The 15,309-nt window shown below is 58.4% G+C and carries 15 protein-coding genes and 2 pseudogenes; 11 read left to right on the top strand and 6 right to left on the bottom strand.

All coding sequences use genetic code 11. The features are described 5' to 3' along the window. Positions 1-385: 385 nt before the first annotated feature. Complete coding sequence (locus tag HGP16_RS19380; RefSeq protein ID WP_168841622.1) at positions 386-853, bottom strand: hypothetical protein; 468 nt, start codon at positions 851-853, stop codon at positions 386-388. Positions 854-1,480: 627 nt separating this feature from the next. Between HGP16_RS19380 and HGP16_RS19385 the strand changes: the two genes are divergently transcribed. Next, positions 1,481-1,900 (top strand): hypothetical protein, encoded by a 420-nt coding sequence (locus HGP16_RS19385; RefSeq protein ID WP_246705568.1) that lies wholly within the window; start codon positions 1,481-1,483, stop codon positions 1,898-1,900. A gap of 117 nt (positions 1,901-2,017) precedes the next feature. On the opposite strand, the pseudogene HGP16_RS19390 reads toward HGP16_RS19385, so the two are convergent. Next, positions 2,018-2,436, bottom strand: a pseudogene (locus HGP16_RS19390) (IS5 family transposase); the annotation flags it as partial. A gap of 192 nt (positions 2,437-2,628) precedes the next feature. On the opposite strand from HGP16_RS19390, the gene HGP16_RS19395 reads away from it, so the two are divergent. The 3 genes from HGP16_RS19395 to HGP16_RS19405 all read left to right on the top strand — a co-directional run bounded on the left by HGP16_RS19395 (position 2,629) and on the right by HGP16_RS19405 (position 4,444). After that, positions 2,629-2,868 (top strand): hypothetical protein, encoded by a 240-nt coding sequence (locus HGP16_RS19395; RefSeq protein ID WP_168841623.1) that lies wholly within the window; start codon positions 2,629-2,631, stop codon positions 2,866-2,868. 207 nt (positions 2,869-3,075) lie between these two features. Then, complete coding sequence (locus tag HGP16_RS34710; RefSeq protein ID WP_168841624.1) at positions 3,076-3,405, top strand: helix-turn-helix domain-containing protein; 330 nt, start codon at positions 3,076-3,078, stop codon at positions 3,403-3,405. A 718-nt stretch (positions 3,406-4,123) separates the two neighbouring features. Beyond that, positions 4,124-4,444, top strand: coding sequence for a low affinity iron permease family protein (locus tag HGP16_RS19405; protein WP_168841625.1), 321 nt, complete (start codon positions 4,124-4,126; stop codon positions 4,442-4,444). Positions 4,445-4,757: 313 nt separating this feature from the next. Here the strand turns inward: HGP16_RS19405 and HGP16_RS19410 are convergent, their stop codons facing one another. The 4 genes from HGP16_RS19410 to HGP16_RS19420 all read right to left on the bottom strand — a co-directional run bounded on the left by HGP16_RS19410 (position 4,758) and on the right by HGP16_RS19420 (position 8,296). After that, positions 4,758-6,422 carry an alpha-amylase family protein gene (locus tag HGP16_RS19410; RefSeq protein ID WP_168841626.1) on the bottom strand — a complete coding sequence of 555 codons (1,665 nt, stop codon included), beginning with the start codon at positions 6,420-6,422 and terminating at the stop codon, positions 4,758-4,760. A gap of 218 nt (positions 6,423-6,640) precedes the next feature. Next, positions 6,641-6,805: a DUF1328 domain-containing protein gene (locus HGP16_RS19415; RefSeq protein WP_168841627.1), complete on the bottom strand. Its 165-nt coding sequence runs from the start codon at positions 6,803-6,805 to the stop codon at positions 6,641-6,643. 96 nt (positions 6,806-6,901) lie between these two features. Continuing rightward, positions 6,902-7,036, bottom strand: a complete 135-nt coding sequence (locus HGP16_RS34430; protein WP_281408231.1) for a hypothetical protein — start codon at positions 7,034-7,036, stop codon at positions 6,902-6,904. 834 nt (positions 7,037-7,870) lie between these two features. Continuing rightward, the gene (locus tag HGP16_RS19420) at positions 7,871-8,296 is read right to left on the bottom strand and encodes a DUF3592 domain-containing protein (RefSeq protein ID WP_168841628.1); all 426 of its coding nucleotides are present in this window, start codon (positions 8,294-8,296) and stop codon (positions 7,871-7,873) included. Between the two features lie 174 nt (positions 8,297-8,470). On the opposite strand from HGP16_RS19420, the pseudogene HGP16_RS19425 reads away from it, so the two are divergent. The 7 genes and pseudogenes from HGP16_RS19425 to HGP16_RS19455 all read left to right on the top strand — a co-directional run. Then, positions 8,471-9,039, top strand: a pseudogene (locus HGP16_RS19425) (IS6 family transposase); the annotation flags it as partial. A gap of 224 nt (positions 9,040-9,263) precedes the next feature. Continuing rightward, on the top strand, positions 9,264-10,232 hold the full coding sequence (bioB, locus tag HGP16_RS19430; protein ID WP_312867328.1) for a biotin synthase BioB: 969 nt from the start codon (positions 9,264-9,266) through the stop codon (positions 10,230-10,232). A 5-nt stretch (positions 10,233-10,237) separates the two neighbouring features. Beyond that, positions 10,238-11,371 (top strand): 8-amino-7-oxononanoate synthase, encoded by a 1,134-nt coding sequence (locus HGP16_RS19435; protein WP_168841657.1) that lies wholly within the window; start codon positions 10,238-10,240, stop codon positions 11,369-11,371. After that, positions 11,368-12,006: a dethiobiotin synthase gene (gene bioD, locus HGP16_RS19440; protein ID WP_168841629.1), complete on the top strand. Its 639-nt coding sequence runs from the start codon at positions 11,368-11,370 to the stop codon at positions 12,004-12,006. The genes HGP16_RS19435 and bioD overlap by 4 nt, the downstream gene beginning before the upstream one ends. Continuing rightward, on the top strand, positions 12,003-13,274 hold the full coding sequence (locus HGP16_RS19445; RefSeq protein ID WP_168841630.1) for an adenosylmethionine--8-amino-7-oxononanoate transaminase: 1,272 nt from the start codon (positions 12,003-12,005) through the stop codon (positions 13,272-13,274). The genes bioD and HGP16_RS19445 overlap by 4 nt, the downstream gene beginning before the upstream one ends. Continuing rightward, a complete protein-coding gene (locus HGP16_RS19450) occupies positions 13,271-14,257 on the top strand; it encodes a beta-ketoacyl-ACP synthase III (RefSeq protein ID WP_168841631.1) in 987 nt (328 codons plus the stop codon). Before HGP16_RS19445 ends, HGP16_RS19450 begins: the two co-directional genes overlap by 4 nt. Positions 14,258-14,370: 113 nt before the next feature. After that, positions 14,371-15,006: a GntR family transcriptional regulator gene (locus tag HGP16_RS19455; RefSeq protein ID WP_168841632.1), complete on the top strand. Its 636-nt coding sequence runs from the start codon at positions 14,371-14,373 to the stop codon at positions 15,004-15,006. Positions 15,007-15,309 lie beyond the last annotated feature (303 nt).

The raw sequence follows: 15,309 nt of genomic DNA on the forward strand, positions 1-15,309 counted from the left end.
GCATGCCTCTCTGGCCGCAGAAAAATGCAATGCTCCGCTTACAAACTTCTGGCATCCTATCTTTAACTCGGAGCTACTTGGCAACGTCATCTATAGTTATGACTGCCCGGCCTCTCCGTGCCTCCCAGGCAACAGATGCGAGGCGACGTCAAACCTGCTACTTCTACCTTTCAGGCAAGTGGGGGAATTTTGGTTGACAGATTTTCGCCAAGGGCACGTAAAGAAGTGCGCATAAGCGCTTGCTCTGCGAGGTGGTTACCGGCTTACTTTGAATTGTCCTCGCATCTAAGTCTTTCGCCGTCGTTGAAGACTTTTCGGAGGTTCGGCTGACATAGATATGGCGGGCAACATAATACCCGCCATATCAGTCGCAAATGGGTACGGCTTAGTTAGCGGTCGGCGCCAACTGGGTGGTCATACACTCGGACAGGCCTACAAAGGCCTTCTCGCCCCCCTCGAGGCTGAAATCGACGGTGGTGCTGTTGGCGGTCAGGCTCAGCGACTTGCCGCTGGTCAGCGCCGCAACGGCTTCGGTCGTGTTCGGGACGTCGATCGTTGCCGTTGCTGCGGTATCAGCAGTCGACGAGAAATTCGTGGCCGTGCCGCCATCGACCGACCAGGAGCCACTTACCTGATCGCCTTTGGCGAAAGTGAACTTCGAAGAATTGGCAAATAGTGCGACCTTGTCGCCAACGGCAAGAAAGCCGACGCCTGTCGCGGTATTCTGAGCCAGGCAACCGATAAAGCTGTCGCCGTCTTTCAGCGGCGTGACGGAGAAATCGGCAGCATCGACGGACGCGGTGGTCAGAAGCATGGTGGCGAGGGTCATGGTTGTCAGCTGAAGTCTGTTCACGGCAATTCCTTCATTAGCGGGTAAAGTGATTAAGTGCTTGGTTACAAAGCCTCCAACCCCGGCTTGGACGGAACGGAGAATCTACGTTTAGCGAAACGGAAGCTCCGCCGAAACCCTCAGGTCGTTGCCCGGATTGTCGCTTCCACTTCAAACTTGGCAAAATGGTTTCGCTCCAATCCGCAAATAGAAGGTACCGGATATTTTCGTGGTTCATTTCTGGGGTGATTTGCTATTCTTGACGGCGAATGCTTCTCTACGTAACGGCGAGCAAGAGCCGCTATTGATTTGCCGAATTGATCACACAACCCAGGTCTCGATCGAGCTTGATGCTATCGCCCATTGCTGCCAAGCCCAGACCGCTTCAACAGAAAAACATCGAAAGTCTTGTCGCAACGCACCGACGGGACGCAAGGGTGGATCAAGCCGAGGGGCATCTCGTGCGAAGCTTCGTAAAGCCTAGCTATCGAGGGACGGCGGATGGACGATGACGTTCGCACCACGTTCGATGTTAGCGCGGGATTTGAAGTGTTCTTGTGCTGGCCCTAAAATGAGTCTCTGCTTTTGATGCAAAAGATGCGATGCTGGTGGCAAGGCAAGCCCGTTCAAGCGACTTTCTCAAGGATTAAAATGCACCGCCTCCTCCTTTCCGGCCTCATCACCATCATCACCGCCTCTGCGACATTCGCCCAGCAAGCAGATCACTATACGGCGATGAGCAACACAGCCATGAGCATCACCGGCGATGTCTGGCTCGACGATTTCAGTATCAAGTTCGAAAATGGAGAGACGCTCGAATTCTCCGATCTCGTCGCAGATCACTTCAACGCGAATGGCCGCTCGGTGCCGGCTTCAGTCTATCGTGTCAAAGAGCCGGCCGATCCGGAACTGCAAAATGGCAACCAACTCTGCGGCTCGGGCGACGTTACCTTTGTCGCATCGTGGGCCGATGGATCGGAGACGACGGCAATTGCCGTCTTCACCGGCAAGCGTGCGCCCCGCAGCAGTTCCGAAATGTGCGCGCTATATACCTATGAGGATCCCAAATAGGCCCTATCTGTTGCGCTGAGGGCTGACCCGGGAGATCTATACCGTGCGAGGACGATCTCTGGCGCTTCCGGGTACTCGCCGCAATTATGCCAGGTCTGGAGGGTCTTCCTCACTTTGTGGGCAGCCGAGACCACGCACAGCCATGTGGATCTTGGTGGTCAGGCCGCCGCGAGAACGGCCAAGGGCTTGATCTTCAGCCCCTTTTGTGCGCCGGCGGCGTGCCGATGGGCGCGAATGATGGTGGAATCAACGATCAGGTATTCGAAGTCCGGATCGTCCGACATCGCGACGAACATGCGCCACCAGATCCCCTTCCGGCTCCAGCGGCTGAAACGACGGAAGACACTGTTCCACTCGCCGAACACCTCCGGCAGGTCACGCCAGGGCGAGCCGGTACGCACAATCCAAAGCACCGCTTCCACAAACATGCGGTTGTCGCGGCCCAACGAACCGCGCGTGCGCTCGTCACCAATGATATGGTGCGATATCCGCTCCCACTGCTCGTCCCGAAGGTTCAGACGATCCAAAACACCCATGACTGCCTCCAAAAGACAGCCTTGAATCTGATTTGCTCACCTTTGGGAATCCCAAGAGTCCACACTGCCTAGGGTTGCGTCGCTTCGAGTGATTTTTGCAGATGCCGCTAAAATCCTATCCCACCCAGCCACGTCGCTGGAACTTCCCTCGCCGGCGAGGGTTCTCCTTCCCACAGAAGAAGGAGGAACATCATGACTGACGAACTCGGTGCTGGCTTCACAGGAACACCCGCAGAGCCACCGACAGGTGCCCGGAAGGTCGCAAAGGATGCGAAGGACGCTGTCGTCCGTGAGAGCACCGCCGTGGTCGCCGGCGCTGCTGAGCATCCGCACACGGCAACCGGGATCGTCCTTACGATCGGCGTCCTCGCCTTCGCGATTGGCTACGTTCTCGGGCGCGATGCGTCGTCAAATGATTCTCGATGGTGGTGAGGGGATTTGTGGCACGCTCCGAGCGCCATTCGCGTCCTGGCAGATCGTGCGAACTCGTTTATCTCGCCCTGCGTCAAGGAGCGGTACGCCGACCAGTCAACCTCTCTGGTCGTGAATACATCCTTTTATGCCATAGCCATTGTTGGGGACGCATCCAGGTGCGCTGCTCAACACCTTTGGATATCTTTGAAACTAAAGGATGACGAAATGCTATCTGGCAGGCAGATTTCGGCCGCTCGAGCGCTCATCGGCATGTCGCAAGCAGCGCTCGCTCTCGCTGCGAATATCTCAGTGCCGACGCTGAAACGCCTGGAAGAAAGCGAAGGCAAGGCGACCGGTATGCAGAATGATGTTGCCGCAATCCGCACCATCCTCGAAACGGCTGGCGTGACCTTCCTAGAGGCTGGCGGCGTTGCGTCCGGTCCGGGCGTCTCACTGCGTAAGGCTAGTGGTGTTGCGATCGATATGGACGAAAATGAGGTTGTCCAGTACCCCGAGAACTTAGAGAACGACGCACCGCCCGGCGCCGGGGGCTAGAACCGGGCTTGACCGCGTAAGCTTCCCCCAACAGCCTTCATCTGCAGCCAAAATCCGCGAGCACACCTCCACACCCAGGAAAAAATAAAAGAGATTTTCGGTGCGCGAGCGCCGGCGGCAACGGGACATGATTGGTTGTTTGATTGGTACTATGAGTGCAAGGTCCGCGGTGGCGCGAGAGCAAAGATGGACGATTGAGGGAAGACCTGCGGATCCAGCGCGCCAAGCTAATGTTTCACATCGAACAGATGACGAGCGACCTAGCCGAATTGGATTCCGGTGCGGTAAGGATCACCGTAGGAGGCAGAGCCTTACCATACATTCCGGAATACCAACGCCTTTAGGGGCCTCCAGCGCATTTACACGGAAACGTACCGAACGCGTTCTCACCTGACTCTCGTTAAGAGCCCGGTGCCCATGAAACAAACGACACCGAGCAAGGTCCAGATCGACTAACAGTTCGATGTTGGGGGCCGTTTCACAGAAGATATTCGGTTCAAGCGTCCGCCGGCTCCCCCAGATCGCAATCATTCGCAAGCCGGAGAGACGGGCGGCGATAGCCGATTTGTGATGCTGACCGACCTTCCGCGGATCATGAGCTCTCTCGCGAACCCTACGTCTCCTCGCCGGCCAAATCGATTGCACCTCGCGGGATTTCCAAAGTCGGAACACAAGCACGTCCCAAGGGTTCCATCTTCACGAAGATCGGAGATGCTCGATGCGATTTCGTTCATTGTTGACAGATCTGGGCACCTGGACGGCGAGCCCATATGCGTTCGCGATCGTCGCCATCTACGGCGTGTCCTGGCTGTTCTTCAGTCCCGAGACCCTGGAATGGCATGGCCTCGCCACGCTCATCACCTGGCTCATGACATTGTTTATCCAGCGCGCCGAACATCGAGACACGCAAGCCATCCACGCCAAGCTTGACGAACTTCTCCACGTCCACGGCGACGCCCGCAACGACATCACCCAGCTAGACGAAAACGAACCTGAACAGATCGAGGCGTTCCGCGATCAGCACACAAGGTCCGACTAGCGCCGTTCGCACCATCGCCCAGGACGACCACTGCAATCGGCATAGCATGACCGTCACGTTGCCAAGCGGGTCAGTCCTTCCCATTCCTTCCAGATCTACCTTGAAAGCCGTAGCAATGCCGAAGTCTTCGTTGACCTTTCGCACGTAGTCGCGTCCGACGATGTCTGGGAACGGGACATTGCTATAAGGACGTCCTCCGACACGGGAAGAGCGAACCTCTGACGCATAAACATAGCTCAATAGAGCAAAAGCAATAGCGTTTTCATTAGCCTAGATGTTGCCCATCCGACCTTTCTCCCCTCATCAAGCGCCATCAAACTTCCGATCGGCGTAGCAGATAGTCCAGGCCACCGAGGCGATACCAGCGATAGCCGTAAGCATCGAGCAGTAGCGTGTGACGTCCTTTGTCGTCAGCTTCGCTGTTGCCGCCGTCCATGATATCAATGAGCTTGTTGCCACCTGTCCCCTCCCCATCCAGTTGGAGTTCGAACTCGACCGGCTTAGGATGAAGGTTGTGCACGACCAGTACCGAGTTGTTCCGCCAGTCGTACCGAAGTGCGAGTATGCCGGGATCGCCGGTGTCGAGCGAGACGCAGTCTCCCCATCCGATCTCGGGGGCTTCTTTTCGCATCCGGATTAGGCGCTCCAGCCAGTTCAGCATGGAGTCGGCGTCACGCCGCTGGTCGGCGACGTTCACATGGTGGTAGCCGTATGGACCGTCGACGATCACGGGCAGCTCCGGCTTGGAACTCTTCGTAAAGCCCGCTTGCGGCTCGATCGACCATTGCATAGGCGTGCGCGCGCAATTGCGTTCCGGGAGGCTCAGATCATCGCCCATCGCGATTTCGTCGCCGTAGCGGATGACAGGCGTTCCCGGCAAAGAAAACATCAGGCTATAGGCCTGCCGGATCCGTCGCGGATCTCCATCCAGCATGGGCGCGAGCCGTCGGCGGATTCCACGATCGTAGAGCTGCATGTCTTTGCCGGGACCGAAAGCATCGAACACGGTCTGCCGATGCGTTTCGGGCAGACGACCGAGATCGAGCTCGTCGTGGTTGCGCAGGAACATGCCCCATTGGGCTGTCGCAGGCCGGACGCTTGTCTTTTCGATTGCCTTGACCAGCGGCCGAGCATCTGCCGAAGCCAGGGCGTAGAACATCGACTGGTTGACCTGGAAGTTGAACATCATGTGCATGCGGTCGCCATCGTCCCCGAAATACTCGAAGTCGGTCTCGGGAAGCACGTTGGCTTCTGCCAGAATGATGGCGTCGCCCTTTCGCCACTGGAGGAACTCGCGAAACCGCCGGAGCATGCCATACTGCTCACTTGGCTTTGTCACCTCCGCGCCCTTCTCGGCGATGACGAACGGCACGGCGTCCATCCGGAAGCCAGAGACGCCGAGTTGGATCCAGAAGCCCATGATCTTGAGGATTTCGGCCTGGACAAGCGGGTTGGCGGTGTTCAGATCGGGCTGGAAGTCGTAGAAGCGATGGAAGTAGTAGGCTGCGGCTTTTTCGTCATAGGTCCATGTTGATTTCTGGACGCCGGGGAAAACCATTCCCTTGTTTGCATTCGCAGGCTTTTTCTCCGACCAGACATACCAGTCTCGGTATCGTGAGTCCGGATCGGAGCGCGCCGACTTGAACCAAGCGTGCTCGCTCGAGGTATGATTGACGACAAGGTCTATCAGCACGCGAATGCCCCGCTGCTTGGCGGCATGAGTAAACTCGACAAAATCGCCGAGCGAGCCATAGCGGGGATCGACATTGTAGTAGTCCGAAACGTCATAGCCGTCGTCACGACCGGGCGAAGTCTGGAACGGCATGAGCCAGATCGCCGTCACTCCAAGGCCGCCTAGATAGTCCATCCGGCGCATCAATCCTTGGAAGTCACCGACACCGTCGCCGTCAGTATCCTGAAAGGAACCAACGGACAGGCAGTAGATGACGGCGTTCTTGTACCATAGGTCGTTGATCATATGTGCCACTTGTTCACTTGCAGTCGGAGTTAAGGGTCGCCGGATGGCCGGGAACAGCATTGTTGCATCGGCAACAGCCTTCAGGTCGAAAAGCGAGCGAAACAGACCTGGATTGCGCACGGGACATAACGCGGAAACCCGACGCGACACGCCGGGTGTCTCGTAATCATTCTGGTGAGGGATAGGCGCTTCTCATGCCATCATTCCCGCTGGGATGCCTAAACCCGACGCACCAGTCGCATCACGATCGATACGACGAACAAAATCACGAAAATGAAGAATATAACCTGGGCGATTGAAGCAGAAGCGCCGGCAATGCCACCGAATCCAAGTACTCCGGCAATCAGGGCAACGACGAGAAATACCAAAGCGTAGTAAAGCATTGCGATCTCCTTTTTGGGTGCTGCTGACAAAACGGAGATCGGTCGATTAGGTTCCAGCAACCATAAGCATAACCTAGCTGAAAGTAGGGGAAGGCGTCATGCTTGGCCGAAACGAAGTTCCTGATCGAGCGCCAACTCGTCTCCATCGCTAGGAACCGGCGGCTTGGCGGCATCCAGATAGAACGTGGTTGGTGCGGTCAGCGCGAACCACTGGCTGGCTCTCCGAAACATGAAGGCTGCTCCAGTCGGGTCCCTTGCAGGCAGCTCATTCCGGCTGCCTGCAGTATCCCTAGCTCGGCCTATAGCTGAGGCTGACGAGGCGATACGATCAGGGGAACGGCTTCTTTCAGTCGGCCCCTCAAACCGCCCGCTGTCCGAAATGGAGGCGCAAAGCAGTCGTCCCGCACTTTGGCTGTGGGGCCACTTTTTAAGACGACAACCCACAGCCAACAAAATCGGATCTGTTGATGCGATGAGATTCGAACCAGCGCTACATCACCGATGACAGGCGACATACGGAAACGGAACGATTGGCCAAGCGTTAAGAATTGCGGACCGAGCACTGCCGATTCGGATTCAAATTACCACCGAAAGACGAGACCGTCGGCAGAATGCTTCCATCTCACGTTCAAACCGGTCGAAGGCGTCACAGACCCAAGGCTCGTAAGAGTCAAAGATATTGTCGTCGCGCCGCATGAGACGCGATCTGAACATCTTTAAAAGCCGCAAGTCCACAAACCGCATCGCCTTCTACCGAAACTGAGCTTGCGACTCCATGACACCATCAACTCGCTGGCTGTCCATCATTAGAAACTCGAAAACCTAACGTACCCTGGAGGTGTTGCAAAATTGACTACAGCACTTGCGGCGTGCTTGCCATAGAGCGAGTGACAGCATGGATCATGCCATATCGATTTCGCCTCACGCATCGGCGATCGGAACAAGCAGCGACTGAACAACTCCTCTGTCTTCGACCGTGGGCGCTCCCGCCAGACAACACACTATATTGTGCTCGCAGCGCGTATCGTTACGCCCCCAAACTTTTTCGGGAAATTAGATAGTCTGCTAGCGGAGCAGGATGACAGTCCCAATTAGGACGACAAGGAATGCCGGTGGCAGAAGAATGACACTCGGAAGCCAGACGCCGAAGAGTGAGTCCGCTCGCGCATGGTCTGGATGAGCGGGGTCGTAGAGGATCGCCAGCCTGGAACCGGGGGCGTATACCTGAGAGGTTGACCCGATGCCGGATGTGAAGGACGCCTCGCGGCCGTCCGTCGTGCGAAAGGTGAACTTCGGATAGTACATGACCCCATAGCTGGTATTGCGCTCGATAGCGCCCTCGAAAATGCCCTCGGCCCGCTGTGCCTGCATAGCAAAACCCAAGCTGTGCCCGAAGGCGACAATACCAGGCACCAGCAGAAGCAGGCCGATGATCAACACGATATGCCCGCCCCTCCGGACGCTTACGTGATGCTGGTTGTCGTCGGGCATAAGGTTCCCTCCTCACAATGACCGCGAACTTATATCTGCCATATAGAGACACCAAGCGTTCCATGCTCGCCAATACCTCCCTCTCTGATAGATTCGAGCCTCACAACATTGTCCAGGGAGTGGGAAAAACTGGGGTAAGGATCTTCAGGGTCGTTGTCACGTTGTTAGTGGTTTAACGGTTGCTGTTTAGTAGAGTTCGATAAGCAAGCCGACGAACAGTTACAAGAACCACCGCTTTCTCCCGCAGATCATCGCCCATGCGGTGTGGCTGTGCTTCCGGTTTCCATTGAGCCTGCGGTTGGTCGAGGAAATGCTACTGGCGCGCGCCGTTGATCAGGACGGCCATGTTCTCGACGAGATCGTTCAGGCCCGACGCGATACCAAACCTGCCAGGCAATTGCTGGTGAGGCTGCTGAAGAAGCGGGCCTCGTCGCCCAAGCGCATCGTCACCGACAAACTGCGCTCATACGGAGCAGCAAATGGCAGGTTATGCCCCGCGTCGAACATCAATCGTACAAGGGCCTGAACAATCGCGCGGAGAATTCGCACGTTCCGCTTCGAAAACGAAAGCGGGTGATGCAGGGCCTCCGATCCGTCGGAGGCTTGCAGCGTTTCATCTCGGTCTTTTCAACAGTCAGAAATCTTTTCGTGCCGCCGCACGAGAAACGCACAGCCTCGTCACCCATATTCATCGCATCCTCGCCATGCCGCAGTGCAACGTCATCACTCGCGCAACTGCGTAAACTAGCCACAAGCGTCTCGTCGAGAACTACGCGAACAGCGTGACATCGCCCGCGATTACACAACTCCATCCGTTCTGCGTGGAAACCAACGCCTGATAATCCAAACGAATTTCTGAACTCCCAATTTACACTTGCCAAATTATCGATAATAGGTAATTTTTATCTATAATTTTATCAGGGAGCTTATCATCGTGAACAAGCCGAACGCAAATCAGCCATTCTCCATCGAAAACGAAGCCAAGGCGCCGCTGATCACGACACACGAAGCAAAAACTATCTATAATTTACCGTTCAATGATCTGCTCTTCCGAGCCCAGACCATCCACCGCGCGCATTTCGACGCCAACGCTGTGCAGATGAGCCGACTTCTATCGATCAAGACAGGCGGATGCGTCGAGGATTGCGGCTATTGCAGCCAGTCCGCCCACTATCCAACCGGCCTGAAGGCCTCGAAACTGATGGAGGTCGAACGCGTTCTGGCCGAGGCGCGCAAGGCCAAGGATGCGGGGGCGACACGCTACTGCATGGGTGCAGCGTGGCGCAGTCCGAAGGACCGCGATATGGATACGCTCGTTGCCATGGTCGAGGGCGTGAAGGGGCTCGGCATGGAGACCTGCATGACGCTCGGCATGCTGACCGAAACCCACGCGAGCGAACTTGCGGAAGCCGGCCTCGACTACTACAACCACAACATCGACACGTCAGAACGCTTCTATTCGGAAATCATCACGACTCGAAGCTTCGAAGATCGGCTCGATACGCTGGAAACCGTACGCATGGCCGGCATCAAGGTCTGTGCTGGCGGAATACTCGGCATGGGCGAGACTGTCGATGATCGGATCTCGATGCTGCTGACGCTGGCCAACCTGCCCGTGCCGCCCGAAAGCGTGCCGATCAACCAGCTCATCCCCATTCCCGGTTCGAAGCTTGCGGACGCTGAACCTGTCGATCCGATCGATTTCGTCCGCACGATCGCACTGGCGCGCATCCTGATGCCTGCCTCGCACTTGCGCCTTTCGGCCGGACGTACCGAGATGAGCGACGAAATGCAGGCGCTTTGTTTCCTCGCGGGCGCCAACTCCATCTTCGTCGGCGACACGCTGCTGACGACGGACAATCCCGGCGAGGATCACGATACGGCGCTATTCCGCCGCCTCGGCCTTTCTCCCATGCCGCTGGAGCGGGCGGTGTGACGACGATGCTTTCGGATTATGCCGCCACGCTGGAAGGATTGCGGCGCAAGGCGCGGCTGCGCAGCCTTGTACCGCAGCATGGCATCGACTTTACCTCCAACGATTTTCTCGCTCTTGCGGGCGCACCACGCCTCAAAGCCGCGATCATGGCTGCAATGGAAAGCGGCGTTCTGGCGGGGGCGGGCGGCTCGCGCCTGCTGCGCGGCAACCATCCCGAACATGAAGCGCTGGAAGCCGAAGCCGCCATATTTTTCGGCGCGGAACGCGTGCTGTATTTTGGCAGCGGCTATGCCGCCAATTCGGCGCTTTTCTCGACCTTGCCGCGGCGCCAAGATCTGATCGTCCACGACGCGCTCATCCATGCGAGCGCGCGCGAGGGGATTGCAGCCAGCAAGGCGGCGGCCGTCAGCGTCGGCCACAACGACGCGAACGCCTTCGACGAGGCGATCCGAAACTGGCGCGGCAACGGCGGCCGGGGCCGGCCCTGGATTGCGGTCGAAAGCCTCTATTCCATGGACGGCGACAGAGCGCCGCTTGCCGCCCTTGCCGACATGGCCGACCATCACCAGGGTTTTCTGGTGGTCGACGAAGCCCATGCCACGGGTGTTTTCGGCGCGGGCGGCAGAGGGCTGACCGCGGTGCTGGAGGGCCGGGACAATGTGCTTGCCCTTCATACGTGCGGCAAAGCGCTGGGCGTTTGCGGAGCCTTGCTTGCGGTCCCCCGTTTGCTTGGCGATTATCTGGTTAACCGCGCCCGTGCCTTCATCTATTCCACTGCGCCCTCGCCTCTCATGGCCGCTGGCGTACGCGAGGCCTTGCGCATGGTCGATGACGAGCCTGAGCGCCGCGATGCCCTGGAACGTCTGGTCGCCTTTGTCGGCGACGGATTGAAGAGCCGGTTGGGCATGGAGCCAAGCGGATCGCAGATCCAGCCGGTCGTCATCGGCGACAATGCGCGCGCGGTCCGAATTGCCGAAACTCTTCAGGCGGAAGGGTTCGACATCCGCGCGATCCGTCCGCCGACCGTGCCGGAAGGCACAGCACGCCTGCGGCTGTCGATCACGCTCAACGTTATTCCGCAGCAGGTTGCGAGCATGCTGGATTGCCTCAGTGCCGCCATGGAGGACCACAGGAGATGACCGCCCGTTTCGTGATAACCGGTACGGATACAGGCATCGGCAAGACGGTGTTTGCCGCGGCGCTGGCCGGCGCGCTCAATGCGCGATACTGGAAACCTGTACAATCCGGACTGGAAGGGGAAACAGACAGCCGCACCGTCGCCCGCCTGAGCGGGCTGCCCGCCGACCGTGTGCTGCCGGAAGCCTATCGCCTTTCCGCCCCGGTCTCACCGCATCTTTCGGCACGTCTCGATGGAGTGGAGATCGACCCGGCCAGACTTGGGCTGCCGGCCGGCACCGGTCCGCTGGTCATCGAGGGGGCCGGCGGCCTCATGGTCCCGCTTACGAAAAACACCGTCTTTGCCGACGTCTTCACCCGGTGGCGCATTCCCGTCATTCTCTGCGCCCGAACGTCGCTCGGCACCATCAATCACACGCTGTTGTCCATTGAGGCGCTGCGCAGCCGTAATATTCCTTTCCATGGCGTTGCATTCATCGGCGCGGAAAATGCCGACACCGAGGCGACCATCGCCGCCATCGGCCAAGCGGAGGTGTTGGGCCGGCTGCCGCTGTTGGAAAACCTGACGAATGAGACCCTGCGTCGCGCTTTCCACGAAAATTTCGACATCGTCGCCCTGACGGAGGGACGCCCATGACCCTCACCCCTGTCTGGCATCCCTTCACACAACATGCCCTCGAAGCGCCGATGAAGCGCATCGTCGCGACCGAGGGCGCATATCTGTTCGACGAGGACGGCAATCGCGTCCTCGATGCAATCTCGTCATGGTGGGTGATCACCCACGGCCATCGCCATCCCGGCATCATGGCGGCAATCTGCGAGGCGACGGAGGCGTATGACCAAATCATTTTCGCCGAATATACCCATGAACCGGCGGAAATCCTCGCCGAACGTCTGCTCGCCTTCGCGCCCTCCGAACTGAAATATGTCTTTTATTCGGATAGCGGATCGACGGCCGTCGAGGTGGCGATCAAGATGGCGCTCGGCACGTTCCACAATCGCGGCGTCGCGCGTGACCGGCTTGTCGTCATGGAACACGGCTATCATGGCGACACGATCGGCACCATGTCGGCGGGAGAACGTGGCGTGTTCAATGCGCCCTTCGAGCCGCTGCTCTTCGGCGTCGACCGCCTACCCTTCCCCGACCCCGGCCGAGAGCAGGAAACGCTCGATGCATTCGAAACGATCTGCCGCAAAGGAACGGTCGCCGCCATTCTGGTCGAACCGCTGGTGCTTGGCGCCGGCGGCATGAAGTTTTATGGCAGCGCCGTGCTTTCCGCGCTCAAGGAAATCGCCAGTCGATTTGGCTGCCTGTTCATCGCCGATGAGGTCATGACCGGCTGGGGTCGCACCGGCACACGCTTTGCCTGCGAACAGGCAGGCGTCACCCCGGATATCCTCTGCACATCGAAGGGTCTGACTGGAGGCGCCCTGCCCCTGGCAGCAACCCTTTGCACGACGGAGATTTTCGAGGCGCATCTATCTTTCGACCGGCGCAAGACCTTTTTTCATTCGAGTTCCTACACCGCCAACGCAATCGCCTGCGCGGCGGCCGTCGCCAATCTGCAGATCTGGCAGGACGAACCGGTGGACGTGCGGATTGCCGCGCTTGCAGCCCAGCACAACCAGCATCTCCAACGCTTCCAGAACGACACCAGGTTCGCAAACGTCAGGCAGTGCGGGACGATCGCTGCCCTCGATCTTGCGGTACCCTCCGGCGGCTATCTGGCTGACGTGGGGCCGCGCATGCGCCAGCTGTTTCGCGAACGCGGGCTGCTTGTGCGCCCCCTTGGGAATGTCGTCTACCTGATGCCGCCCTATTGCACCAGCGCCGCAGATATCGCGGCCGCTTATGATGCGATCGACGACGTCGCATCGATCGTCCTCAAGGAGACCGCATCTTGACGCCTATCTCCTCCCGCCTTGCCGGATTCGGTCACGCGGTTCCGTCCCGCATCGTCCAAAACGCGGAAATCGAAAGCCGGCTCGGCCTCGAGGCCGGTTGGATCGAAAGGCGTACCGGCATCCGATCCCGCCATTGGGCCAGCAAGGGAGATACGTTAAGCGACCTTGCGGCAGAGGCTGGCAAAATGGCCCTCAACGATGCCGGGATTGCGCCGGGCGAGATCGCCATGACCCTGCTTGCCACTTCGACGCCGGATCATCTCTTACCACCTTCGGCGCCGCTTCTGGCGCACAAGCTCGGTTTGCAAAATTCAGGAGCCATCGACCTTGCAGGCGCCTGTTCGGGCTTCCTCTACGCACTGACGCTGGCGGATAGTTTCGTGCGCGCGCATGGACGGGCTGTGCTCGTCGTGGCGGCCAATATTCTCAGCCGCCGGATCAACCCGGCAGAACGCGCCAGTGCCGTTCTGTTTGCCGACGGCGCCGGCGCAGTCGTGCTTGCCCCTTGCCGAAACGGGCAAAGCGGCCTCAAATCAGCAGCCCTTGCTTCGGATGGAAGCGGCTATGATCTGATTGCGATCCCGTCCGGCGGCAGCAACAAGCCTTTTTCTCCCGAAACCGCGGCAGACCAAGTGCTGATGACGATGCGCGATGGGCGCGAGGTTTTCTCACGAGCCGTCGATCTGATGACGCAAACCTCGCGCCAGGCGATGATTGAGGCAAACGTAGAAATCTCCGCTATCGACCGCTTCATTCCGCATCAGGCCAATCTCCGCCTTTGCGACGCAGTTCGCCACCGTCTCGAATTGGAGGAAAGCAAGCTTGTCAGCACGATCGCCGAATTCGGCAACTCTTCGGCGGCGACCATTCCGCTTTCCCTTTCCGTCGAAAATCATCACAAACCGTTCAAGCTAGGAGAACGCCTCCTCATGACCGCGGCCGGCGCGGGTTTGGCGGGCGGTGCCGTCATCTTTGCGGCATGAGGCGACGCGGTAGAACAATTACAATCGACGAAGGATATGGAGAATCAACAAGGAGGCAAGTAAGCTTAGATATCGAGTCGCTGCACATCCGTTTTAAAGCCGATGATAATCCAATGAGCGTTGCAAAAGATGATCCTATCGCTGTACGGATAAGCCGGACGCTCGCCGATCGCATTATCTCGGGAGAGATAGACGCCGGTGCCAAGCTTCGGCAGGACCATATTGCCGAGGAATCCGGCACCAGCCATGTACCGGTGCGTGAGGCCTTCCGTCGCCTCGAATCCCAAGGATTGGTGATCAGTCAGCCCCGCAAGGGCGTGCGCGTGGCCGGCTTCAGCTTCGAAGAAGTTCGCGAAGTTGCTGAAATGCGCGCCGCTCTCGAGGTGCTGGCGCTCCGCAACGCCGCACCTCACATGACAACGGCTATTCTGGACCAGGCCGAAGCGGCAGTCTATGCGGGCGACCGCGCGGTTGACGTGTCGGCGTGGGAGGAGGCGAACCGGGCATTCCATCGCATCATTCTGTCTTCCTGCAACATGCCTCGCTTGCTGAAAACAATCGACGACCTGCACGCTGCAAGCGCACGCTTCCTGTTTTTGGGTTGGCGGACCGAATGGGAGGCACCCACCGACCGCGATCATCGCGCAATCCTTGCGGCGTTGCGTGGCGGAAACATTGAAGTCGCCACAACGGTCTTATCGCGGCATGTGCAATGGGTGGGGCAAAGCCCCCGCCATATCCAGAACTAATATTGGCCTAGCCAGATCGCCGAATCCCTCATCTTTTGGCGCGCGTTCCTCGCCGCTCCAGCTGTTTAGCGCGTGCGCTCCTCCGCCAAAGCCGAAAGCAATTCAGAAATTTTTACTTTCCGTGACTTGGCATAGCGCAAAATCTGAGGAGAACCTAACAGCACCCGCCCGATGCTCTTGAGATCCCATCAGGGGTGAGTAGCGGCCTGCACGGTGGCAGAGTGAGGTCGCTAGAAAACTCTCTGGAGGCCAACCATGCCGATGACAGCAGATCAATCTCAAGCGCAGACCACTACTCTCGTC

This window comes from Rhizobium sp. P40RR-XXII (assembly GCF_012641405.1).
Lineage (GTDB): Bacteria > Pseudomonadota > Alphaproteobacteria > Rhizobiales > Rhizobiaceae > Rhizobium.

Coding starts and splice junctions, on each gene's coding strand:
- HGP16_RS19385 (WP_246705568.1), top strand. CDS start 1,481: ATGCACCGCCTCCTCCTTTCCGGCCTCATCACCATCATCACCGCCTCT.
- HGP16_RS19395 (WP_168841623.1), top strand. CDS start 2,629: ATGACTGACGAACTCGGTGCTGGCTTCACAGGAACACCCGCAGAGCCA.
- HGP16_RS34710 (WP_168841624.1), top strand. CDS start 3,076: ATGCTATCTGGCAGGCAGATTTCGGCCGCTCGAGCGCTCATCGGCATG.
- HGP16_RS19405 (WP_168841625.1), top strand. CDS start 4,124: ATGCGATTTCGTTCATTGTTGACAGATCTGGGCACCTGGACGGCGAGC.
- HGP16_RS19410 (WP_168841626.1), bottom strand. CDS start 6,422: ATGATCAACGACCTATGGTACAAGAACGCCGTCATCTACTGCCTGTCC.
- HGP16_RS19415 (WP_168841627.1), bottom strand. CDS start 6,805: ATGCTTTACTACGCTTTGGTATTTCTCGTCGTTGCCCTGATTGCCGGA.
- HGP16_RS34430 (WP_281408231.1), bottom strand. CDS start 7,036: ATGTTTCGGAGAGCCAGCCAGTGGTTCGCGCTGACCGCACCAACCACG.
- HGP16_RS19420 (WP_168841628.1), bottom strand. CDS start 8,296: ATGCCCGACGACAACCAGCATCACGTAAGCGTCCGGAGGGGCGGGCAT.
- HGP16_RS19435 (WP_168841657.1), top strand. CDS start 10,238: ATGCTTTCGGATTATGCCGCCACGCTGGAAGGATTGCGGCGCAAGGCG.
- bioD (WP_168841629.1), top strand. CDS start 11,368: ATGACCGCCCGTTTCGTGATAACCGGTACGGATACAGGCATCGGCAAG.
- HGP16_RS19445 (WP_168841630.1), top strand. CDS start 12,003: ATGACCCTCACCCCTGTCTGGCATCCCTTCACACAACATGCCCTCGAA.
- HGP16_RS19455 (WP_168841632.1), top strand. CDS start 14,371: ATGAGCGTTGCAAAAGATGATCCTATCGCTGTACGGATAAGCCGGACG.